The sequence below is a fragment of the Comamonas fluminis genome (assembly GCF_019186805.1).
GTDB classification, from domain to species: Bacteria; Pseudomonadota; Gammaproteobacteria; order Burkholderiales; family Burkholderiaceae_C; genus Comamonas; species Comamonas fluminis.
This window is the reverse complement of sequence record NZ_CP066783.1, coordinates 757457-779595: the sequence shown is the minus strand read 5'-3', so window position 1 is coordinate 779595 and position 22139 is coordinate 757457. Positions and strand designations below refer to the sequence as shown.

Genomic DNA, 22139 nt, shown 5'->3' with positions numbered 1-22139 from the left:
ATTTGCAGGGACAAGCACGTAAAGAAACATACATTCATGAATGTTTCTTTGAATTATGCCATCAAAGCCTGCAAAAATCACTCCTGAATCAGGAGCTAGAACCGCATGACTGATTGCGCGTTCAGGCACTTTCACCCGAAATTACAAGCGGTGACACTCACCGCCTGCTTACAGCATGTTGTGCAAAAACGCCTTGGTGCGATCCTGTTGCGGCGCCGCAAAAAAGGTCTCGGCGGGCCCTTGTTCCACGATGTGACCGCCGTCCATGAAGATCACGCGGTTGGCCACTTCGCGGGCAAAGCCCATTTCGTGGGTCACCACCAGCATGGTCATATGCTCTTCGGCCAGCTCGCGCATGGTGCGCAGCACTTCGCCGGTGAGTTCAGGGTCCAGCGCCGAGGTGGGTTCGTCGAACAGCAGGATGTCCGGCTCCATGGCCAGGGCACGGGCAATGGCCACGCGCTGCTTCTGACCGCCAGAGAGGTGGTTGGGGTAAGCATCGCGCTTGGCCGCCAGACCCACCTTGCCCAGCAGGGCTTCGGCCTTGGGAATGATGTCTTCGCGCTTCATGCCCTTGACGATGATGGGCGCTTCAATGATGTTTTCCAGCACCGTCAGATGGGGAAACAGATTGAAGGACTGAAACACCATGCCCATCTTGCGGCCGATCTTGCGAATTTCGGCGTCGCTGACGTACTGAGCCCTGGCCTCCCCTTCGGACTTGGCCAGCACCTCGCCTTCGACGGTGATGGTGCCGCGGTCGATGGTTTCCAGGTGGTTCAGGCAGCGCAAAAACGTGCTCTTACCCGAGCCAGAAGGGCCAATCACGGCCACCACTTCGCCGCGCATCAAATCCAGCGATACACCACGCAGCACTTCGTTGCCGCCAAAGGCCTTGTGGATGCCTTTCGCAGAAATCATTACGTCAGATGCTGACACCATTACAAACTCTCCACAGCGCACAGCGCCCAAAACTGACTCAACTCCATCTGCGAGACGCCAAGCAAGAGCCGCCTCGCGGCGCAGCCGTACAAGGGGTCACGCTTCATACTTTGCATAGCGCTTTTCGAGATACTGGAAGCCCCAGGTCAGCACCAGGGTCATGATCAGATAGAAGGCCGCAGCCACGATAAAGGGCGTGAAGCTGAAGTCACGCTGCACCACACCACGCGCCACGCGCAGCAAGTCGTTGAGGGCCAGCACATAGATCAGCGAGGTGTCCTTGACCAGCGTAATGGTCTCGTTGCTGACAGGCGGCAGAATGCGCGCCCACATCTGGGGCAGCACGATGCGGCGCATGGTCTGTGCATAAGTCATGCCCAGCACCTTGGCGCCTTCGTACTGGCCACGGTCCACAGACTTGATGCCAGCACGGAAAATTTCTGCAAAGTAAGCCGCGTAGTTCAGCGCAAAGGCCACCACGGCAGCAGGAAAGTCGGGCAGGCGCACACCGATGTAGGGCACAAAGGGCAGCGCGAAATAGACAAACAGCAGCTGCAACATCAGCGGCGTGCCGCGCATCAGCCAGATATAGGCGCCCACGGCGCTGCTCAATGGCTTGATGCTGGAGATGCGCATCAGCGCCAGCGCCAGACCCAGAGGTATGGACAACGCCAGCGTGATGAAGAACAGCTTGAGAGTGACAAGGGCACCAGCCGACATGGGCCCCAAAAGCGAAATTACATAGTCCATGGTAGGCCTGCACCGGGAATGACACAGGGCCACCACGGCGAAACAAAAAACAAGGCGGTGCAAGCACCGCCCATCCCTCAACTGACTTGCCCCAACCCAGGGCACCCAGCAAGGGCCGCCCCGCAGCGCAGGCGCCTTCCCCCTTTCAGGGGGAAGGCGCGGGGCCGCTTAGGCCCAGCGCCACAGGGGGTAGTCAAATTAATGCTTGATAACGTCAGCGCCAAACCACTTCTGAGCGATTTCAGCAGCCTTGCCATCCTTCTTCATCTCGGTCAGCACGTCGTTGACCTTGTTGCGAGTGGCTTCGTCGTCCTTGCGGAAGCCCACGCCGTAGTCTTCAGTGCCGAAGTCATCGGCCAGCACGGTGTAGTTGTCAGGCTTCTTGGTGACGTAGTAGCGACCCACCACTTCGTCCACCACCACCACGTCCAGACGGCCAGCTTCCAGGTCCATCATGGCGGCGATGTTGTCACCGAACAGCTTAGTTTCCTTGAACTTGTCCGACAGTTCCTTGTCCTTGGCCATGGCGGTCACGGCGCTGGAGCCTTCCTGGGCGCCAACGATCTTGCCAGCCATGTCAGCCTTGGACTTGATGTCCGAGCCAGCCTTCACGATGATGATCTGCTTGTTCACCATGTAGGGGTCGGAGAACAGAATCTTTTCCTTGCGCTCTTCCAGAATGGTCAGGCCGTTCCACAGTGCGTCCACGCGCTTGCCCAGCAGCTCGGCTTCCTTGGCGTTCCAGTCGATAGGCTTGAATTCCACTTCGATGTTGGCGCGCTTGGCCACTTCACGGGCCATGTCGATGTCAAAACCGACCAGCTCGTTCTTCTCGTCACGGAAACCCATGGGCGGGAAGTTGTCGTCCAGACCCACCACCAGCTTGGTAGCAGCAGCCACAGGAGCCGGTGCGGGAGCTGCAGCGGGCGTGGCAGCAGGCTCGTTCTTGCCGCAGGCAGCCAAAATTGCAGTCAGGGCCACCGAGGCCAGCAGGGTACGTTTTTTCATGGCGTCAAAGTTTGAAGTGGAAAAAGCGGAGGCAGGAGGCTTTGTCTCCCGCCCGAGGCCACCACAGCAGCCTCGGAGCCGGGCTGCCGCCAGCGCCGAATCCGCTATTGTCGCGCAGACGGGCCACCACGTCACCCGCTGGCCGCAAAACCATGCATACGCTTCAAAAATCCGCCCATGAGTGCACCACAGACCACCTTGCTGCCCCTGGCACTGCAAGACGCCTACCGCGCCGCGCATTACCTGGTGCAGGCGAATCATGGCACCACCCAGACTTTGAGAGTGGGCCAGTACAGCGACTGGCTGGCCCTGCAGCTGAAAGACAGGGCGCCGCAAGGGGCCTGCTTTCTCACCGCCTGCAACCCCTGGGGGCAGTTGCTGAGCGCCGCAGAAAACTCAGCCCGCATGAGCGCACTGCGCCAAAGCCTGAGCCGCGAAGGGCTGCTGTACAGCAACGGCAGCGGCGAGGACCCGAACGGCCAGTGGCCCGGCGAAGACAGTGTGCTGATCTGGAATATGAATGCAACTGCCGCTTTGCAATGGGGTCAACAGTGGGAGCAGAACGCTGTGCTGTGGATGGGTGCTGATGCCACACCCCAGCTGTTATGGCTGCGTTGATTTCATTTTGATAGCTGCTTGCGCAAGCTATTTCTCAAAATATCTATCAAACAGCATTTGAAACCAGTCAATACAAGCGCTAGATGCTATGAAAAAAGGCATTCCTGAGAATGCCTTTTTGCTTGACGCGCGCCCGTGATTAACGAGGCAGCTCGCTCTCGCCCATCAGGAACTCATCCACAGCACGTGCTGCCTGACGGCCTTCACGGATAGCCCAGACGACCAAGGATTGACCACGGCGGATGTCGCCTGCGGCAAAGACTTTGTCCACATTGGTGGCGTAGCCGCCGTGGAACTCGGTCGTTGCCTTGGCATTGCCGCGTGCGTCCTTGTCCACACCAAAGGCATCCAGCACGGTGGCGACGGGGTGCACAAAGCCCATGGCCAGCAGCACCAGGTCGGCGGGCCAGACTTTTTCGGTGCCAGGCACTTCAGTCAGCTTGCCGTCCTTGAACTCGACCTGCACCGTGGTCAGGCTCTTGACCTTGCCCTTGTCGCCGGTGAATTCCTTGGTGGAGATGGCGAACTCGCGGACCACGCCTTCATCGTGGCTGGACGAAGTGCGCAGCTTGATCGGCCAGTAAGGCCAGACCAGCGGCTTGTTCTCCTGCTCGGGCGGCATGGGCATGACTTCAAACTGGGTCACGCTCTTGGCGCCGTGGCGGTTGGAGGTGCCCACGCAGTCGGAGCCGGTATCGCCGCCACCGATGACGATGACATGCTTGCCATCGGCGCGGATCTGGCCTTTGAGCTTGTCGCCGGCGTTGATCTTGTTTTGCTGGGGCAGGAACTCCATGGCGTAGTGCACGCCATCGAGCTCACGACCGGGCACGGGCAGATCGCGCGAGTGCTCGGACCCGCCGGTCAGCAGCACGGCATCAAATTCGGCCTTGAGCTGCTCGGGCGAAATGGTTTCCTTGGCCCAGTTGGTGACCTTGGAGTCCTTGCCCAGACCGTCCTTGCCCGCAATCAGCACGCCGGTGCGCACCTTCAGGCCTTCGGCCACGAGCTGCTCCATGCGGCGGTCGATCAAGCCCTTGTCCAGCTTGAAGTCGGGGATGCCGTAGCGCAGCAGGCCGCCCACGCGGTCGTTCTTTTCAAACAGGGTCACGTCGTGGCCGGCACGCACCAGCTGCTGGGCTGCGGCCATGCCGGCAGGGCCGGCGCCGACCACGGCCACTTTCTTGCCGGTCTGGTGCTTGGGTGGCAGGGGCTTGACCCAGCCTTCGGCCCAGGCGCGGTCGATGATGGAGTGCTCAATCGACTTGATGCCGATGGCATCGCCATTGATATTGGCCACGCAGGCCGCTTCGCAGGGTGCGGGGCAGATGCGGCCCGTGAACTCGGGGAAGTTGTTGGTGCTGTGCAGCGTGGTGATGGCGTTTTTCCAGTCGCCGCGGTACACGAGGTCGTTGAAGTCCGGAATGATGTTGTTGACCGGGCAGCCGTTGTTGCAGAAAGGCGTGCCGCAATCCATGCAGCGCGCAGCCTGTACCTTGGCCTGCTCGTTCGTCAAACCGATGACGAATTCCTTGTAATGCTTGACGCGTTCCGCAACGGGGGCGTAGCCCTCTTCGATGCGTTCGTATTCCATGAAGCCGGTGGTCTTTCCCATGATCTTTAATCCTTGAAATCTGTGTTCGCGAGCAGTGCGGTGGCAACGTTTGCGCCACCGCGTCCAGCCTGTTTACTTGGCGGCTACTGCTTCTGTTTTGGAAGTGGCTTGCGCTTGCGCAGCTTGCTTTTCCTTCTGTTTGCGTTCATAGATCTCGCCGAGTGCACGCTGGTACTCGGTCGGGAACACCTTGACGAACTTGGCACGCGCTGCGGCCCAGTTGTCCAGCAGATCACGGGCACGGGTAGAGCCCGTCCAGCGGCTGTGCGACTCAATCAGGGCGCGCAGTTGCTGGTCATCGCTCTGGCCACGGTGCCAGATGCCGGGATCGACACGCGAGACAAACTCGTCGTGCGGCAGCACCTTCTCCAGCTTCACCGAAGCGGTGTTGCAACGCTCGGCAAACTTGCCGTCTTCGTCGTACACATAGGCCACGCCGCCGCTCATGCCAGCTGCGAAGTTACGACCCGTCTTGCCCAGCACGACCACGGTGCCGCCCGTCATGTATTCGCAGCCGTGGTCACCCACGCCTTCGACCACCGCTGTGGCGCCGGACAGGCGCACGGCAAAACGCTCGCCAGCCACACCGCTGAAGAAGGCTTCACCGCTGGTGGCGCCAAACATCACGGTGTTGCCCACGATGGTGTTGCTCACGCTGTTGCCACGGAATTCATGGCTGGGGTGCACCACCACGCGGCCGCCGGACAGGCCCTTGCCGGTGTAGTCGTTGGCTTCGCCGGTCAGGTTCAGCGTGATGCCGTTGCACAGGAAGGCACCGAAGGACTGGCCGCCCGTACCCTCAAAGTGGATGCGGATGGTGTCATCTGGCAAGCCTTCGGCGTGCTGCTTGGTCACCGCGCCGGAGAGCATGGCGCCCACGGAGCGGTTCACATTGCGCGCCACTTCCATGATGCGCACCTTCTCGCCATTGGCAATGGCGGGCTGGCAGCGCTCGATGAGCTTGACGTCCAGCGCCTTGTCCAGCAGGTGGTCTTGCGACTCGACATGGAAACGGGCCACGTCGGCAGGCACTTCGGGCTGGGCAAACAGACGGCTGAAGTCCAGGCCCTGGGCCTTCCAGTGTGCAATGCCCTTGCGGGTGTCAAGCAGGTCGGAGCGGCCAATCAGGTCGTCAAACTTGGCAATGCCCAGCTGGGCCATGATCTGGCGCACTTCTTCGGCGATGAAGAAGAAGTAGTTCACGACATGCTCGGGCTTGCCGGTGAATTTCTTGCGCAGCACGGGGTCTTGCGTGGCCACGCCCACGGGGCAGGTGTTCAGGTGGCACTTGCGCATCATGATGCAGCCTTCCACCACCAGCGGCGCGGTAGCGAAGCCAAATTCATCCGCACCCAGCAGCGCACCAATCACCACGTCACGGCCAGTCTTCATCTGACCGTCGGCCTGCACGCGCACACGGCCACGCAGGCGGTTGAGCACCAGCGTTTGCTGGGTTTCAGCCAGACCGATTTCCCAGGGGCCGCCGGCATGCTTGATGGAGGACCAGGGCGAAGCGCCGGTACCGCCATCGTGGCCGGCGATCACCAGGTGATCGCTCTTGCACTTGGTCACGCCTGCGGCAATCGTGCCCACACCGACTTCAGACACCAGCTTGGTGCTGATGCTGGCGTGCGGCGCCACGTTCTTCAGATCGTGAATCAGCTGTGCCAGGTCTTCGATCGAATAAATGTCGTGGTGAGGAGGAGGCGAAATCAAGCCCACACCAGGCACGGAGTGACGCAGTGCACCGATGTAGTCGGAGACCTTGCCGCCGGGCAGCTGACCACCTTCACCGGGCTTGGCGCCCTGGGCCATCTTGATCTGGATCTGGTCCGAAGAAGCCAGATATTCGGCCGTCACACCGAAGCGACCGGATGCGACCTGCTTGATCTTGGAGCGCAGCGAGTCTCCCGCCAGCAGTTCAATGTCGGATTCAACCTTGTCCTTGCCGATGATGGAGCCCAGAGTCTCGCCCTTGGTGATGGCGATACCCTTGAGCTCATTGCGGTAGCGCTTGGGGTCTTCGCCGCCTTCACCGGTGTTGCTCTTGCCGCCGATACGGTTCATGGCCACAGCCAGCGTAGCGTGGGCTTCGGTGGAGATCGAACCCAGCGACATGGCACCGGTGGCAAAGCGCTTGACAATTTCCTTAACCGATTCGACCTGCTCCACCGGAATGGCCTTGGCAGGGTCGAACTTGAACTCGAACAGGCCGCGCAGCGTCATGTGGCGCTTGCTCTGGTCGTTGATGAGCTGGGCGTATTCCTTGTAGGTGCTGAAGTTGTTGGAGCGGGTGGAGTGCTGCAGCTTGGCAATCACTTCCGGCGTCCACATATGCTCTTCACCACGGGCACGCCAGGCGTATTCGCCACCGGTGTCCAGCATGGTTTCCAGCACGGGGTCATCGCTGAACGCAGCAGTGTGGTTGCGGATGGTTTCTTCGGCAATCTCGAAGACGCCGATGCCTTCCACACGGCTGGCCGTGCCGGTGAAGTACTTGTCCACGGTTTCGCTGTTCAGGCCCACGGCTTCAAACAGCTGCGCACCGCAGTACGACATATAGGTGGACACGCCCATCTTGGACATGATCTTGGACAGGCCCTTGCCGATGGCCTTCACATAGTGATAGATGGCCTTTTCGGCAGAGATAGGAGCACCTTCACGACCGAAGATGTCTTCCAGGGTCTCCAGTGCCAGGTAGGGGTGCACAGCTTCTGCACCGTAGCCCGCCAGCACGGCAAAGTGGTGTACTTCGCGGGCTGTGCCGGTTTCCACCACCAGACCGGCGGTGGTGCGCAGACCTTCCTTGACCAGATGCTGGTGGATGGCCGACAGCGCCAGCAGCGCAGGAATGGCCACTTGCGTGGCGCTCAGGTTGCGGTCACTGATGATCAGGATGTTGGCGCCGCCCTTGATCTCGTCCACGGCGTGCGCGCACAGCGAAGCCAGCTTGGCTTCCACGCCCTGCTTGCCCCAGCTCAGCGGGTAGGTGATATCGATCGTGGCGCTCTTGAACTTGCCGTGCGTGTGCTTTTCGATTTCGCGCAGCTTGGCCATGCCTTCCACATCCAGCACGGGCTGCTGCAGCTCCAGGCGCATGGGCGGGTTGACCTGGTTGATGTCCAGCAGGTTGGGCTTGGGGCCAACGAAAGACACCAGCGACATCACGATCGCTTCACGGATCGGGTCGATGGGCGGGTTCGTCACCTGGGCGAACATCTGGCGGAAGTAGTTGTACAGCGGCTTGTTCTTGTCGGACAGCACGGCCAGCGGGCTGTCGTTACCCATGGAGCCAATGCCTTCTTCGCCCTTTTCAGCCATGGGTGTCAGCAGGAACTTGATGTCCTCCTGCGTGAAGCCAAAGGCCTGCTGGCGGTCCAGCAGAGACAGGTCCGCCTTGGCAGCGGGCGCGACGAAGTCGGCAGGAATTTCCACCTGATCGAGCTTGATGCGCAGGTTCTCGATCCACTGCTTGTAGGGCTTGGTGTTGACGACATTGGCCTTGAGCTCTTCGTCTTCAATCATGCGGCCTTGTTCCAGGTCGATCAGCAGCATCTTGCCGGGCTGCAGACGCCACTTGCGCACGATCTTGCTGTCGGGCACGGGCAGCACACCAGCTTCGGAAGCCAGGATGACCAGATCGTCATCGGTGATGCAGTAGCGCGAAGGACGCAGGCCATTGCGGTCCAGCGTGGCGCCAATCTGGCGGCCATCGGTGAACACGATGGAAGCTGGGCCATCCCAGGGCTCGATCATCGCAGCGTGGTATTCATAGAAAGCGCGGCGGCGCTCATCCATGGCTTCGTGCTGCTCCCAAGGCTCGGGAATCATCATCATCACGGCCTGGCTGATGGGGTAGCCCGCCATGGTCAGCAGTTCCAGGCAGTTGTCGAACGTGGCGGTGTCGGACTGGCCAGCAAAGCTGATGGGGTAGAGCTTTTGCAGGTCTTCGCCCAGCACGGGGGAAGCCATCACACCTTCGCGCGCCAGCATCCAGTTGTAGTTGCCACGCACGGTGTTGATTTCACCGTTGTGCGCCACATAGCGGTAGGGGTGGGCCAGAGGCCACTCTGGGAAAGTGTTGGTGGAGAAACGCTGGTGCACCAGACCGATGGCCGAGACGCAGCGCTCATCGGACAGATCCTTGTAGTACACGCCCACCTGGTCAGCCAGCAGCAGGCCCTTGTAGACCACGGTGCGGCTGCTCATGCTGGGAACGTAGTATTCCTTGCTGTGCTTGAGGCCCAGGTTCTGGATGGCTGCGGAGGCCGTCTTGCGGATCACGTACAGCTTGCGCTCCAGCGCATCCTGCACGATCACGTCCGTGCCACGGCCGATGAAGACCTGGCGCAGGATAGGTTCCTTTTCCTGCACAGTGGGCGACATGGGCATGTCGCGGTTCACCGGCACATCGCGCCAGCCCAGCAGCACCTGGCCTTCGGCCTTGATCGCGCGCTCCATCTCCTGCTGGCAGGCCAGACGGGAGGCGTGCTCCTTGGGCAGGAAGATCATGCCCACGCCATATTCACCAGCGGGCGGCAGCTCCACGCCCTGCCTGGCCATCTCTTCGCGGTAGAGCTGGTCCGGAATCTGAATCAGAATCCCCGCGCCGTCGCCCATCAGCGGGTCTGCACCCACGGCACCACGGTGGTCGATGTTTTCCAGAATCTTGAGCGCGCCCAGAACGATGTCATGGCGTTTGACACCCTTGATATGGGCGACAAAACCCAGACCACAGGCGTCATGCTCGTTGCTCTTGGAATACAGACCGTGGTCCTGGAGATGCTTGATCTCTGCAGCCGTCGTCATGGGGGAATCCTCTTATATCAATCGCGGGGAACGCAAGATTACGACACCGCATAGATCTATGCAATATTTTTTAATTGGGGTCAGATACCAATTAAATCAAAAAAACATATCATCATTTTAAATTGGGGACATATAAAATACACAAAGAAGATTCCAATAAAAACAAGAAGATAGAAACCCTCTTTTAGCTTTCTTGCACCGAATCTGTGCGATTTGAAGGCCGCCCTGCCTTCTCTCGCTTCACGCGGCGTTCGGTTTTTTGTTGCAATTTTTCAATGAAATCTGGATCACCCAGCGCCCAGCCACGCAAAGCGGCATGGCTGATTTGCTCTTGCGCATGAGAGCCCAGTCCTGCTTCGACGGCGCTGACATAGGCCGCATCTCGCGCAAACGGCGTATTCCCCAAAGCCCAGAAGGTTGCGTGAGGCGTGACCAGTGCATCGCTTTGCAAGCCTGCGTTGTGGGCATAGCTGGACCAGGGCCAGTCCACCGCACGCGGCACCAGCCCTGCCCGCACCGGGTTGAGGTCCATGGACACCATGGTCGGCAGCAGCCAAGGCTCCGCCTGCAGCACGGTGCCGCGATACCGACCTTCCCACAAGGTGCCGCTGCGCCCGTGACGATTATTGAAGTAGCGCACATAGCTGCGCCCCACCGCCTGCATGAACTGGGGCACGCCCTGCTCTGTCTTCGGCGTCAACAGCAAATGAAAGTGATTGGGCATGAGCACATAGGCGTGCACATCTACCTCAAAGCGCCGTGACATTTCGCGCAGCAAATCCAGCATGGTCAGGCGGTCCTGTGCGTCCACAAAAATCTCGCCGCTGTTGTTGCCGCGCTGAATGATGTGGTGCGGCATGTTTGCCAGTGTGAGACGGGGAAGTCGGGCCATGTTTGCAAGAGGTAGAGATCAGCCGCTTCATTATCCCGCCAGCGCCTGTCACCAGTGTGCACAGGCGTTCGTCGCTGAAACCTCTAGACTGTGGTGCGCTTTTCCCACATTCATCACCGTGCGATCAAGTTACCCGGAGACACTTATGGCAAGCAGCCCTCAGGCATTTATCTGCGATGCAATCCGCACCCCCATCGGGCGCTACGGCGGCGCGCTATCTGGCGTGCGCACAGATGATCTCGCTGCCCTGCCACTCAAGGCCTTGATGGAGCGCAACCCCGGCGTGGACTGGAAAGCCGTCACCGATGTGATCTATGGCTGTGCCAACCAGGCGGGTGAGGACAACCGCAACGTGGCGCATATGGCTTCATTGCTGGCTGGCCTGCCCATTGATGTACCTGGCGCCACCATTAACAGGCTTTGCGGCTCAGGTCTGGATGCTGTTGGCATTGCCGCTCGCGCCATCAAGGCGGGCGAGGCACGGCTCATGATTGCAGGCGGCGTGGAGAGCATGAGCCGTGCGCCCTTTGTCATGCCCAAGGCCGACTCTGCCTTTGCGCGTAGTAATGCCATCTATGACACCACCATTGGCTGGCGCTTTATCAATTCGCAGATGAAAGCCCAGTATGGCGTGGACTCCATGCCAGAAACCGCCGAAAACGTCGCCGTTGAATTCGGCATCGAACGCGCAGCGCAGGATCGCATGGCACAGGCCAGCCAGGAAAAGGCTGCCGCAGCCATTGCAGCGGGCTATCTGGCACGCGAGATCGTGCCCGTTCACATCCCTAGCAAGAAGGGCGATCCTGTTGTCGTCAGCCAGGACGAGCACCCCAGACTCGGCTCACTGGAGGCGCTGGGCAAACTCAAAGGCGTGGTGCGCCCGGATGGCTCTGTGACCGCTGGCAATGCCTCTGGCGTCAATGACGGTAGTTGCGCCTTGCTGCTGGCCAGCGAAGAAGCGGCCGAGCAATATGGGTTGACTCCCAAAGCTCGCGTCGTAGGCATGGCCGTAGCAGGAGTGGCGCCACGCATCATGGGCATAGGGCCCGCGCCCGCCACGCGCAAGGTGCTGGAGCTGACAGGCTTGACGCTTGCGCAGATGGACGTCATTGAACTCAATGAAGCCTTTGCCGCACAGGGCCTGGCTGTTCTGCGCGACCTGGGGCTCAAGGACGATGACCCACGCGTCAATCAATGGGGTGGCGCCATTGCCCTGGGCCACCCGCTGGGCGCATCAGGCGCGCGCCTGGCCACCACGGCAATCAACCAGTTGCACACTCTGGGTGGCCGCTATGCCCTGTGCACCATGTGCATCGGCGTGGGCCAGGGCATTGCCTTGATTCTTGAAAAGGTCTAATGCTCTCTTTTTGAGAGCTATTAGCCCGTGTAGCGCTTGGCTCTGAGGTTGTTTTTCATCTGCTCCAGCGCTGGCTGCAGCGCTGGGCCAATGCGCAAAGCCACACAGGTGGCCAGCACATCAATGATGAGCAGGTGCAGCAATCGCGACACCATGGGGCTGTAGCGGTCATAGCCCTCTGGGTGGTCGGCAGCCAGATGAACCTGGCAGGCGGATGCCAGCGGCGAGCCACTGGCCGTGATGGCGATTGTGGTTGCTCCGTTTTTGCGAGCTATATCCGCAGCATCCATAAGGTCCCGTGTGCGACCGGAGTTGGAAATAATGACCACGCAATCACCGGGTCCCAGCAGCGTGGCACTCATGACCTGCATATGCCCGTCGCTGGTGGCCAGACTGGTCACACCCAGACGGAAGAACTTGTGCTGCGCATCCAGCGCCACGATGCCGGAATTGCCTGCGCCATAAAACTCGATGCGCTTGCCGGTCTGCCAGGTGGCAGCAATGGCCTGGGCAGCCTGCTCAATGGCAGCCGTGCTGGCGGCATTGCGGTACTGCAGAAATGCGGCGACGGCGTTATCCACCACCTTGACCATCACATCGCTGGTTTTGTCGTCACTATCCACACTGCGGTGGATAAACGGCACGCCTTCGCTGACGCTGCCGGCCAGCTTGAGCTTGAAATCCGCCAGACCGTCATACCCCATGCTGCGGCAAAAGCGCACCACCGTGGGCTTGCTCACATGGGCACGGGCGGCCAACTCACGCACCGGAAGATGCGCAAATACACGAGGATCCGCCAGCACCAGACGGGCCACGCGCTGCTCTGCGGGCGCCAGGGATGGGAGAGATGCGGTGATGCGATCAAGCATAGGCGCGATAGTTTGAGCAGATGCCATTAATGAATGGGAGAAGCCGTGAAGCATAAGACCGAACCAGCGCCCAATGCTGCAGCGTTCCTGAAAATGCCCCGATTTCCGCAAATAAACCGTGAGTGTTTTGCCAGATTCACGAAATCAGCCGCGCATATCCAGACAAAAAAACATGACTTGCTCCGCACTCAGATGACGATTTCACGCTCTACACTTGTCTATTCGTCTGAATAACAGCAAAGGATGGACATGAATCAGTTGGAGGCGCTCAAGCAGTTCACCACCGTCGTCGCGGACACGGGGGATTTTCATCAATTGGCGCAATTTCAGCCTCAGGATGCGACCACGAATCCATCCCTGATTCTCAAAGCCGTTCAGAAGCCTGAATATGCCCCCCTGATGCGCGCCACCGTGGCGCAATTCAAAGACCGTGCGCAAGACGAAATCATGGACAGGATTCTGGTTCGCTTCGGCTGCGAGATTCTCAACACCATTCCCGGCCGGGTTTCCACAGAGGTTGATGCCCGCCTGTCCTTCGATACAGACGCGACCATTACACGCGCAGAACGCCTGATTGAGCTTTATCAGGCCTCCGGCATTCATACCGAGCGGGTGCTGATCAAAATTGCAGCCACCTGGGAAGGCATTGAAGCAGCCCGCATTCTGGAGCAGCGCGGCATCCACACCAATCTGACCCTGCTGTTCTCGTTCTGTCAGGCCGTGGCCTGCGGTCAGGCCAAAGTTCAGCTGATTTCGCCTTTTGTGGGCCGAATCTACGACTGGTATAAAAAACAGGCAGGTGCCCAATGGGATGAAGCCGCCATGTCCGGCGCCAACGACCCCGGCGTCAGCTCCGTCCGGGCGATCTACAATTACTACAAGCACTTTGACATTGCCACTGAAGTCATGGGTGCAAGCTTTCGTAACACGGGGCAGATTCTGGCACTGGCTGGCTGCGATCTGCTTACCATTGCCCCTGAACTGCTGGCGCAACTGTCTCAGCAAACCAGCGCCCCCACCGCCTTGTCGCGTGCGCTGGACCCCGCCAATGCCAAGGTGCAATCGCTTGAGCGCATTCATCTCAACGAAGCAGCATTCCGCTTCGCACTCAACGAAGATGCAATGGCTACGGAAAAGCTGGCCGAAGGCATTCGCGCTTTTACTGTCGACACACTCAAGCTGGAAGCACTGATGCAGCAAGCCGCTGCATGAGATGCATCACTGACTGGAATATCTTTTGACCACCTTGTGCCATGAACTGCCTGCCTGGCAGCAACTGAAAAAACATTATCAGGAGCGAATTCAATCTCTGGATTTGCGCCAGGCATTCGCACAGGATACGCAGCGTATCAACCAGCTGAGTATTCAGGCTCCCCATATCTTTGCAGACCTGTCCAAAAACCGCTGGACGCAGGAAACCGAGGCTCTGCTGCAGCAACTCGCCACCGAAAGCAGCATGACGCAAAAGCGCGATGCCATGCTGTCGGGGGAGCGCATCAACAACACTGAAAACCGCAGTGTCATGCACTGGCTGCTGCGCATGCCTGCAGACCAAGGGGCGCTTGCAAGATCACCTGTTGTTCGCGCCTGGTCGCCCGATATGCACCAGGCATTACAGGATGTACATGAATCTCTGGATCAAATGCTGGCTCTGGCAGATCAGATACGCAGCAATCCGGAGATCACCGATATCGTCAATATCGGTATTGGTGGCTCGCACCTGGGACCCGAAGTGGTGGTCAACGCACTGGAAGACTGGGTGGATGGCGACAAGCGCTTTCACTTCGTCTCCAATGTGGATGGGCACGAGCTAGGACATGTGCTCAGACGCATCAAGCCGGAAAGCACGCTGTTTCTGATCGCCTCCAAGTCCTTCACCACTGCCGAGACCATGCTCAATGCGCGCTCTGCACGTCAGTGGTTTCTGGAGAACGGTGGCAATGAAGCGCCAGAAGCCGATTGCTCCATCGATCAGCACTTTGTCGCCCTGACCACCAACAAAAATGCCGCTGCCGAGTTCGGAATTCAGCGCACCCTTGGATTCTGGGACTGGGTCGGCGGCCGCTTCTCACTCTGGTCTGCCATCGGACTCCCCATTGCGATTGCTATTGGTTCAGAGCAATTCAGAGCCATGCTTGATGGTGCACATGCAATGGATGCTCACTTTTTTGAAGCCCCTCTCGCAGAGAACCTTCCTGTACGCCTGGGCCTTCTCGATGTCTGGTATCGAGATTTCTGCGGACTATCCAGCCGTTGCATTGCCCCATACAGCCATGGCCTTCGCCGCCTGACGGCCTACCTCCAGCAACTGGAGATGGAGAGCAATGGCAAAAGTGTGACCCGCGACGGGCATGCCTTGAATGTTCCAACGGCTCCTGTAGTCTGGGGTGAGCCTGGCACCAATGGGCAACATGCCTTCTTTCAGATGCTGCACCAGGGGCCCGATGTGATTCCCGTTGAGTTCATCGCTTTGCGCGATGGCGGCAAATACCTGGGTGAACACCACCAGAGCCTGGTCATCAATGCGATTGCACAAGCACAGGCTTTGATGGTTGGACGTGATGGCGACGGTGCCGAGAAATTCTGCGCCGGCAATCGCCCCAGCAGTTTCCTGCTGCTGCAGCGACTTGACCCCGCCTCTTTGGGTGCGCTGATTGCTCTCTATGAGCACCGCATTTTTGTCTCCGGCGCCATCTGGAATATCAACAGCTTTGACCAGTGGGGGGTCGAGTTGGGCAAGAAACTGGCCACACAACTGCACTCTCACCTTGAGCGCGACGACTGGTCAGGCGTGGACCCATCCACGCAAGGGCTGATGAAGCGCCTTGCGCAGGCGAAACACTAACAGGACACTAATCAATCAGCAGCAATCTCCGCCTGAGCTCCCGGCTCGGGCAGTGATTCCGGCAAATGGGGATAGCGTGCTTTCGCCAGTGTTTCCAGCCCAAACTCCTTGAGCAACTCACGCAGACGCTGGGCGGCACTGCGCTTTTTCTGACCCGTGTAACGCGCCACGATCAGCTCATTTTTCATGCTGTGCTCCCAGCCCACCAGCTCGGTCACGGTGACCTGATAGCCACAAGCCTCCAGATAGAGACATCGCAGCACATTGGTGATCTGGCTGCCCATTTCCCGGGTGTGAATGGGATGGCGCCACAATTCGGCCAGCGGGGTGCGAGACAGGCTCATTGCCTTGGTCTGACGCAGACAGGCTGCCACCTCGGCCTGGCAGCAAGGCACCAGCACCATTGCCTTGGCTTTTTTCTCCAGGCCAAACGCAATGGCATCATCCGTTGCAGTGTCGCAGGCGTGCAAAGCTGTCACTACATCAAACTGAGCGGGCATGAAATCAACATGGGTGGACTCTGCCACCGACATGTTCAAAAACTCCATGCGCTCAAACCCCAGCTCCACCGCCAGTTTTTGAGAGGCTTCTACCAGCGGAGCGCGGGTTTCAATGCCATAGATACGCCCTTGCCCCGCAGCCTTGAAGTGCAGGTCATAAAGAATGAAACCCAGATAGGACTTGCCTGCTCCATGGTCTGCCAGCGTGACCGAAGCACCGTCTTTTGAGAGATCCTTCAGGATTGGCTCAATGAACTGATACAGGTGATAGACCTGCTTGAGCTTGCGACGCGAGTCCTGATTGAGCTTGCCCTCCCGCGTCAGGATATGCAGCGCCTTGAGCAGCTCAATACTCTGACCAGGTTTGAGATCGAGTTGTGCAGAAATATCCTGACCAGTAGCTGCCGGCTTCTTTCCCGCCAGCTTTTTGTCATTCTTGGCCATTACTGCTGCACCTTTGCTGCGACATGCCCGGTCACAGGGCAACGGGGACCCACATCCAGATCAAACCAGCCTTCGATGCCGATTTTTTCGAGTGTCTCCATATTGCGCTCATAAATGGTTTCCGCTTCAGGAAACACCTCCACAGCCTTGTCGATGCTGTCTTCGCGCAGCAGGTGCAAGATGGGATATGGCGCACGATTGGTGCAGTTAGTCACATCATCCACATCCGTGCCTTCAAACTGAAACTGCGGATGAAAGGATGCGACCTGCAAAATGCCGCCCAGGTCCAGCTCCTCAATCATGGCATCCGCCACCTCAAGAAAATCATTGAAGTCCAGAAAATCCTGCAAGGCGTGCGGCAGGATCAGCAGCGTGGTGTCGCGCTTTTCCGCATTGGCCTCTGCCAGTGCTTCCAGCTCACGGTACAAATCCTCGGCCACGGCTTCGGCATCCGTGGCCTGGCTGACAGCGTAGTGAATCTGCCCTTTGACATGCACACCCTTGGCGAAGGGGCAGAGGTTGAGCCCGATCACCGCCTTCTCCAGCCAGCGCACCGTGTCTTCAATGACAAGCTCAGGAGGAAACTCCTGATCCGCGACAGTAGAGATTTCAGTCATGACTCAGCCTTTAAAAATGCAAATGGGGGCAAGCGCCCCCTGATGTGATCCACGGAGCGCAAACACTGGCTCTGGCGTGTACCGGCAGGCATTTTAACGAGGCTCGCTAAAGACTGCTCAGCAGCCCGGTAAAGCTGGGCCCGCGCCTAACTCACCAGCAGGCGCAGCCCCGTCACTTGTTCATGCTCTCGAGCGGCATAACGGTCTGTCATGCCCGCAATAAAGTCCGCCACCACCCTGGCTCTATCGCTGATCTGATTGGCATCCCTGGCCCGCTGAACAAAGCGTGGCTTCATGCGCTCAGGCTCCTGCATATAGGCCGCGAACAAATCACGCACAACCTGCTGCGCGCTCTCCATGGTCTGCATGACCTGAGGGTGGCGGTAGAGCTGCTTGAAAAGAAATTGCTTGAGCACCAATGACTGATTCTTCATCGTTTCGCAAAAGCCAATCAGAGGTCTGGGGCACTGGCGTACATCAGCGGCGGAGGCAACCCCAGCCTGCTTGAGCTGAAGGCGAGACTGGTCAATGACGTCATAGACTTGATCGCTAAGCATGCGCCGTATTGATTCGTACAGCAGCTTGCGCTGCGCCTCTTCAGCGCGCAACTGGGGCCAGTCTGTCAGCGTGGCCTCAAAGTAACGCGCGAACAGCGGCACGGCCTCGCACAGCTGCGTCATGGAAATCAGGCCTGAACGCACACCGTCATCCACATCATGGGCGTTATAGGCAATTGCATCTGCCAGATTGCATAGCTGGGCCTCCAGCGAAGCCTGGGTGCCATCCAGAAAGCGCTGCGCCACGCCACCAGGTTCTCGGGCATTGATCAGCTCAGCATTGCTTCTTGAACAGTGCTTGAGAATCCCCTCCCGTGTCTCGAAGGTCAGATTCAAACCATCAAATGCAGGGTAGCGCTCCTCCAGCCTGTCGACGACGCGCAAACTCTGCAGATTGTGTTCAAAGCCGCCATGAAGCCGCATGCAGTCATTGAGCGCATCCTGACCTGCATGACCAAACGGCGTATGCCCCAGGTCGTGCGCCAGACAAATGGCCTCGACCAGATCCTCTTCCAGCTGCAGCGCCCTGGCAATGGAACGCCCCAGCTGGGTGACCTCCAGCGAATGCGTCAGCCGCGTGCGAAACAGGTCTCCCTCATGGTTCACAAAGACCTGGGTTTTGTAAACCAGACGCCTGAAGGCCGAAGAGTGAACAATGCGATCGCGGTCGCGCTGAAAATCACTGCGCGTGGGTGCAGCGGCTTCTTCATGGCGACGTCCGCGGCTGCGCTCAGGATTGCAGGCATAAGAGGCCAGAGAACTCATTTGGCAGCCTTCACAAATCATCAAAATGTGAAGACCACTCTATCAGCTCAGGCGCAGCAGCTGTCAATAACCTCGCGCACCAGCGCATCGGGGGCGGAGCGCATGACCGCTTTTCCGGGCCCGTCGATAAGCACAAAGCGAATCTCTCCAGCTTCGGATTTCTTGTCAACGCGCATCAGCTCAAGATAGCGGCCCGCATTGTCCTTGGCATCAATGACAGCGCCGCGCACGGGCAGACCGGCTCGTTCAATCAAGCGGCGCAGTCTTTGCACAAAGGCTTGATCTACCATTCCAAGGCGGCAAGACAGCTCTGCAGCCATCACCATGCCTGCGGCAACCCCCTCGCCGTGCAGCCAGTTGCCATAGCCCATGCCTGCTTCCATCGCATGACCAAAGGTGTGGCCAAAATTCAGAATCGCGCGCAGGCCCGACTCTTTTTCATCCTGCCCCACCACCCAGGCCTTGATTTCCACACTGCGCTTGACCGCATGCGACAGGGCCTTGCGATCACGGGCCAGCAGGGCATCCATATTGTCCTCAAGCCAGGCCAGAAACTGCATATCGGCAATGGGTCCATATTTGATGACCTCAGCCAGTCCTGCGCTCAGTTCACGCGCAGGCAAGGTATCCAGTGTCGTCAAATCACAAACCACCAGTTGAGGCTGATAGAAGGCCCCGATCATGTTCTTGCCCATGGGGTGGTTGATCGCAGTCTTGCCACCCACGGAAGAATCCACCTGAGACAGCAGCGTGGTGGGTACCTGCACAAAAGGCACGCCGCGCATATAGCTGGCAGCCGCAAAGCCGGTCATATCGCCAACAACTCCCCCCCCCAACGCAAACATCACCGTCTTGCGATCACAGCCATGGGTGAGCAGCGCATCAAAAATCAGATTCAGCGTCTGCCAGTCCTTGTGAGCCTCACCATCGGGCAGCACCACCGTGTGAACCTGCGCATATTGCGCACTCAGCACCTGCTTGAGTGAGAACAGATAGAGAGGTGCCACCACATCATTCGTCACGATCAGGGCAGTTGCAGACTTGGGCAACTCACTCCAAATTGAACTCTGCGTCAGCAAGCCCTCCGCAATTACGATGTGATAGCTGCGCTCGCCCAGATCAATGTGCACCGTTTCCACGTCCATATCCTCTCAAAATACATAGCAGCCAGCGCATATTCAACATACGCTAGAGGCACTTTTCACATAAATCAGGAATGCTGTCCCAATTCCACCTGCATCGCAACCCTCTGCGCCACCTGTGTAGCCGATAAGCCGCTGCCTGCCACGACAAAATTCGCCACTTCTTTGTAGAGCGGGTCTCTGATGACATGCAGATCCAGCAATCGCTGCAGTGGATTGTCCACCTGAAGCAGGGGGCGCTGCGTATCACGCTGCAGTCGCTTGGCAATCTCATGGGGCGATGCACTCAAGTACACCACCTGTGCATGTGCAGTCAGTTCCACCCGGTTTTCAGCCCGCAGAACAGCGCCGCCGCCCGTAGAAATCACCGACTTTTTGTCCTTGGCAAGCAGCTCTGCCAGAACCTCCTGCTCCACATCCCGAAAGCGCGCCTCGCCTTCCTTCGCAAAAAAATCTCGAATGCTGCAAGCAATGCGCTCTTCAATCACGGCATCCACATCCACAAAGGGAATGGACCAGCGCCTAGCTAGGTAGCGCCCTATGGTGGACTTGCCGCAGCCTGGCAGGCCGACCAGAGCGATATGCACATCTGTTTTCAACTTCGCTCCTCTCGCGTGCAGCACTCTGGCCGCACTTCACATTTCTTTTTGATATTGTCGCAGCCAAACGCATGCCCATAACAAAAAGGCCTGCACGATCAACATGCAGGCCTTTTTTAGTGAAGTGAGACTTCTTGAGAATTCCTTAGAAGATACTCACTTCCTCATTATTTGACACATCCTGCAAAAAGCGCTCCATAGGGGGATTGCAGGAAAGAGCCATCCTTTTCATCACCCTCAACAAACTCCGTCCAGAAAACACGCTCTGCACGTCCTTCCGAACCAGAGACATTGGAACTCACCGTCAGTTTATACGCCAACCATGTAGCGACATTTTGCGGATACTCCACTTGAATAGCCAACCGTCCATTCGCCCCTGTCTTCGAGCCGCTCAGATAGGACACTGCAATATCCGCCTTGGGAGGAGTCAGCTTACCATCCTTGTTTAAATCTTCTCCAACATCCAAGTTACCATTCCGATTTGTATCTTCATTCAGGCAATATCCTGAACCAAGATCATGTGCTGTCTTTGCAGCATTGAATGCGCCATACCCATATTGAAGCAAATCAACACTAACTGATGTTTCAGAACCGGAAACAGCTACGCCAGCAGCATCCACGACAGCCACATCGAACTTCTTGATATAGGTGAGATTATTGGCGCCTTTTTCCAACTCGTTATTATCACCAATAGTGATGGAAACTGGGTCCTCGGCCACTGTCAGGGTGCTCAATACTGGCGCAGAGCATTGATTATTTGCCACAGATGCATCTGTTAAACCATAGCACATGCGGATAGTCACGCCATTCGTAGGGCTTACACGTTTACCAGGAATATATTGTGCCAGAGCTATGCCACTGGCATTTGTAAGAACTGTCTGATCACCTGACGAAATAGCCTCACCATCGCCCAAGCCCGGCTTCACGATTTCGAAGCGAACACGCATGTTTGGAATTGCTCGGTTGTCCTTGTCCACGAACAGGGCGCGCAAATCCGCTGTGTTCGTTTTTCCACCATCCTTGTTTGGCTTCACCGTGTTAGGAGTAATGGCCAAGCTTGCTGCACTGACGACGCCTACAGCATCTGGCACCACGAACGAACCTCCGCCTGTCACCATCACCTGCTCGCTTTTGGCCACACCAGAAGCCTTGATCTGCAAGGTATACATCTGCGCAGTTACAGGAGCCTTGAAGGTCCAGGTTGCAATGCCCGCTGTATTCGTTTTGACCGAACTAGGAGCACTGCTCAACATGGAACCTGAAAGATTAACCTCCGTACCTGCAATGCCTGTGCCGCTCACATCAGAGACTTTGACTGTCGCCTCCACGTCCTGGCCTGGCACAGGTGGAGATGGAACCATATTCAGGACAATTTGACTACCGGTGACTGAAACCGAGCCAGAAGCCGACTGAGTGCCAGCCTTCAGCTGATACTTGATATCACGATTAGATTTATTCGCTCCGATCTCAATCTTTCCAGTCACCTGCCCTGAATCATCTGTCACCTTCGCATCTGGCTTAAAGACACCAGAATCCAAAGTCACGCTCACAGGAACATTTGCTACCGGATTTCGGTTACTGTCTAAAGCCAGTACTGTCAGCGTTGCAGCGTCACTGCCAGAATTGGTAATGACCGTCTTATCAAGCGAAACTTCAACAGATGCAGCATCTGCAGTACTAGTAGAACCTCCGCCAGTTGAACCACCTGTAGAGCCCCCACCAACCGGAGTTCCACCACTACCACCACCACCACCACAAGCCACCACCATCACTGCAATAGAAATTGCCGAAATCAAAAACCTCATCTCCA

At 57.9% G+C, this 22139-nt stretch carries 17 protein-coding genes; 4 read left to right on the top strand and 13 right to left on the bottom strand.

Translation table 11 applies throughout. The features are described from left to right. Window positions 1-168: 168 nt before the first annotated feature. The 3 genes from JDW18_RS03850 to JDW18_RS03840 all read right to left on the bottom strand — a co-directional run bounded on the left by JDW18_RS03850 (window position 169) and on the right by JDW18_RS03840 (window position 2700). A complete protein-coding gene (locus tag JDW18_RS03850; RefSeq protein WP_218242426.1) occupies window positions 169-921 on the bottom strand; it encodes an amino acid ABC transporter ATP-binding protein in 753 nt (250 codons plus the stop codon). A 117-nt stretch (window positions 922-1038) separates the two neighbouring features. After that, the gene (locus tag JDW18_RS03845; RefSeq protein ID WP_218242425.1) at window positions 1039-1692 is read right to left on the bottom strand and encodes an amino acid ABC transporter permease; all 654 of its coding nucleotides are present in this window, start codon (window positions 1690-1692) and stop codon (window positions 1039-1041) included. A gap of 198 nt (window positions 1693-1890) precedes the next feature. Next, window positions 1891-2700 (bottom strand): amino acid ABC transporter substrate-binding protein, encoded by an 810-nt coding sequence (locus tag JDW18_RS03840; RefSeq protein ID WP_218242424.1) that lies wholly within the window; start codon window positions 2698-2700, stop codon window positions 1891-1893. Between the two features lie 177 nt (window positions 2701-2877). Here JDW18_RS03840 and JDW18_RS03835 point away from each other — a divergent pair, with 177 nt between their 5' ends. Further along, entirely contained in the window at window positions 2878-3318 is a 441-nt protein-coding gene (locus JDW18_RS03835) for a DUF3293 domain-containing protein (RefSeq protein WP_218242423.1), read from the top strand. Window positions 3319-3457: 139 nt separating this feature from the next. Here JDW18_RS03835 and JDW18_RS03830 read toward each other — a convergent pair whose 3' ends face one another. The 3 genes from JDW18_RS03830 to JDW18_RS03820 form a co-directional block, all read right to left on the bottom strand. After that, window positions 3458-4933 carry a glutamate synthase subunit beta gene (locus tag JDW18_RS03830; protein WP_218242422.1) on the bottom strand — a complete coding sequence of 492 codons (1476 nt, stop codon included), beginning with the start codon at window positions 4931-4933 and terminating at the stop codon, window positions 3458-3460. Between the two features lie 72 nt (window positions 4934-5005). After that, the gene (locus JDW18_RS03825) at window positions 5006-9742 is read right to left on the bottom strand and encodes a glutamate synthase-related protein (RefSeq protein WP_218242421.1); all 4737 of its coding nucleotides are present in this window, start codon (window positions 9740-9742) and stop codon (window positions 5006-5008) included. Window positions 9743-9926: 184 nt separating this feature from the next. Then, entirely contained in the window at window positions 9927-10634 is a 708-nt protein-coding gene (locus JDW18_RS03820) for a transposase (RefSeq protein ID WP_218242420.1), read from the bottom strand. 145 nt (window positions 10635-10779) lie between these two features. Here JDW18_RS03820 and pcaF point away from each other — a divergent pair, with 145 nt between their 5' ends. Then, window positions 10780-11991 carry a 3-oxoadipyl-CoA thiolase gene (gene pcaF, locus JDW18_RS03815; protein ID WP_218242419.1) on the top strand — a complete coding sequence of 404 codons (1212 nt, stop codon included), beginning with the start codon at window positions 10780-10782 and terminating at the stop codon, window positions 11989-11991. Between the two features lie 20 nt (window positions 11992-12011). Here the strand turns inward: pcaF and JDW18_RS03810 are convergent, their stop codons facing one another. Beyond that, window positions 12012-12860 (bottom strand): MurR/RpiR family transcriptional regulator, encoded by an 849-nt coding sequence (locus JDW18_RS03810; protein WP_218242418.1) that lies wholly within the window; start codon window positions 12858-12860, stop codon window positions 12012-12014. A 249-nt stretch (window positions 12861-13109) separates the two neighbouring features. On the opposite strand from JDW18_RS03810, the gene tal reads away from it, so the two are divergent. Both tal and pgi read left to right on the top strand, forming a co-directional pair. Continuing rightward, window positions 13110-14072, top strand: coding sequence for a transaldolase (gene tal, locus JDW18_RS03805; RefSeq protein ID WP_218242417.1), 963 nt, complete (start codon window positions 13110-13112; stop codon window positions 14070-14072). Window positions 14073-14097: 25 nt separating this feature from the next. Continuing rightward, window positions 14098-15705, top strand: coding sequence for a glucose-6-phosphate isomerase (gene pgi / locus JDW18_RS03800; protein ID WP_218242416.1), 1608 nt, complete (start codon window positions 14098-14100; stop codon window positions 15703-15705). An 11-nt stretch (window positions 15706-15716) separates the two neighbouring features. Here pgi and JDW18_RS03795 read toward each other — a convergent pair whose 3' ends face one another. The 6 genes from JDW18_RS03795 to JDW18_RS03770 all read right to left on the bottom strand — a co-directional run bounded on the left by JDW18_RS03795 (window position 15717) and on the right by JDW18_RS03770 (window position 22134). Then, window positions 15717-16649 (bottom strand): class I SAM-dependent methyltransferase, encoded by a 933-nt coding sequence (locus JDW18_RS03795; RefSeq protein WP_218242415.1) that lies wholly within the window; start codon window positions 16647-16649, stop codon window positions 15717-15719. Then, window positions 16649-17266: a DUF1415 domain-containing protein gene (locus tag JDW18_RS03790; protein WP_218242414.1), complete on the bottom strand. Its 618-nt coding sequence runs from the start codon at window positions 17264-17266 to the stop codon at window positions 16649-16651. Before JDW18_RS03790 ends, JDW18_RS03795 begins: the two co-directional genes overlap by 1 nt. A 146-nt stretch (window positions 17267-17412) precedes the next feature. Further along, a complete protein-coding gene (locus JDW18_RS03785) occupies window positions 17413-18588 on the bottom strand; it encodes a deoxyguanosinetriphosphate triphosphohydrolase (RefSeq protein WP_218242413.1) in 1176 nt (391 codons plus the stop codon). Window positions 18589-18635: 47 nt separating this feature from the next. After that, window positions 18636-19733, bottom strand: a complete 1098-nt coding sequence (gene aroB / locus JDW18_RS03780; RefSeq protein ID WP_218242412.1) for a 3-dehydroquinate synthase — start codon at window positions 19731-19733, stop codon at window positions 18636-18638. A gap of 65 nt (window positions 19734-19798) precedes the next feature. After that, entirely contained in the window at window positions 19799-20329 is a 531-nt protein-coding gene (locus JDW18_RS03775; protein ID WP_246610266.1) for a shikimate kinase, read from the bottom strand. A gap of 167 nt (window positions 20330-20496) precedes the next feature. Beyond that, window positions 20497-22134, bottom strand: coding sequence for an Ig-like domain-containing protein (locus tag JDW18_RS03770; RefSeq protein ID WP_218242411.1), 1638 nt, complete (start codon window positions 22132-22134; stop codon window positions 20497-20499). Window positions 22135-22139: the final 5 nt, after the last annotated feature.

What these genes read in the sequence shown, in the direction of transcription:
- JDW18_RS03850 (WP_218242426.1), bottom strand. Translation starts at nt 921, where the DNA reads ATGATTTCTGCGAAAGGCATCCACAAGGCCTTTGGCGGCAACGAAGTG.
- JDW18_RS03845 (WP_218242425.1), bottom strand. Translation starts at nt 1,692, where the DNA reads ATGGACTATGTAATTTCGCTTTTGGGGCCCATGTCGGCTGGTGCCCTT.
- JDW18_RS03840 (WP_218242424.1), bottom strand. Translation starts at nt 2,700, where the DNA reads ATGAAAAAACGTACCCTGCTGGCCTCGGTGGCCCTGACTGCAATTTTG.
- JDW18_RS03835 (WP_218242423.1), top strand. Translation starts at nt 2,878, where the DNA reads ATGAGTGCACCACAGACCACCTTGCTGCCCCTGGCACTGCAAGACGCC.
- JDW18_RS03830 (WP_218242422.1), bottom strand. Translation starts at nt 4,933, where the DNA reads ATGGGAAAGACCACCGGCTTCATGGAATACGAACGCATCGAAGAGGGC.
- JDW18_RS03825 (WP_218242421.1), bottom strand. Translation starts at nt 9,742, where the DNA reads ATGACGACGGCTGCAGAGATCAAGCATCTCCAGGACCACGGTCTGTAT.
- JDW18_RS03820 (WP_218242420.1), bottom strand. Translation starts at nt 10,634, where the DNA reads ATGGCCCGACTTCCCCGTCTCACACTGGCAAACATGCCGCACCACATC.
- pcaF (WP_218242419.1), top strand. Translation starts at nt 10,780, where the DNA reads ATGGCAAGCAGCCCTCAGGCATTTATCTGCGATGCAATCCGCACCCCC.
- JDW18_RS03810 (WP_218242418.1), bottom strand. Translation starts at nt 12,860, where the DNA reads ATGCTTGATCGCATCACCGCATCTCTCCCATCCCTGGCGCCCGCAGAG.
- tal (WP_218242417.1), top strand. Translation starts at nt 13,110, where the DNA reads ATGAATCAGTTGGAGGCGCTCAAGCAGTTCACCACCGTCGTCGCGGAC.
- JDW18_RS03795 (WP_218242415.1), bottom strand. Translation starts at nt 16,649, where the DNA reads ATGGCCAAGAATGACAAAAAGCTGGCGGGAAAGAAGCCGGCAGCTACT.
- JDW18_RS03790 (WP_218242414.1), bottom strand. Translation starts at nt 17,266, where the DNA reads ATGACTGAAATCTCTACTGTCGCGGATCAGGAGTTTCCTCCTGAGCTT.
- JDW18_RS03785 (WP_218242413.1), bottom strand. Translation starts at nt 18,588, where the DNA reads ATGAGTTCTCTGGCCTCTTATGCCTGCAATCCTGAGCGCAGCCGCGGA.
- aroB (WP_218242412.1), bottom strand. Translation starts at nt 19,733, where the DNA reads ATGGACGTGGAAACGGTGCACATTGATCTGGGCGAGCGCAGCTATCAC.
- JDW18_RS03770 (WP_218242411.1), bottom strand. Translation starts at nt 22,134, where the DNA reads ATGAGGTTTTTGATTTCGGCAATTTCTATTGCAGTGATGGTGGTGGCT.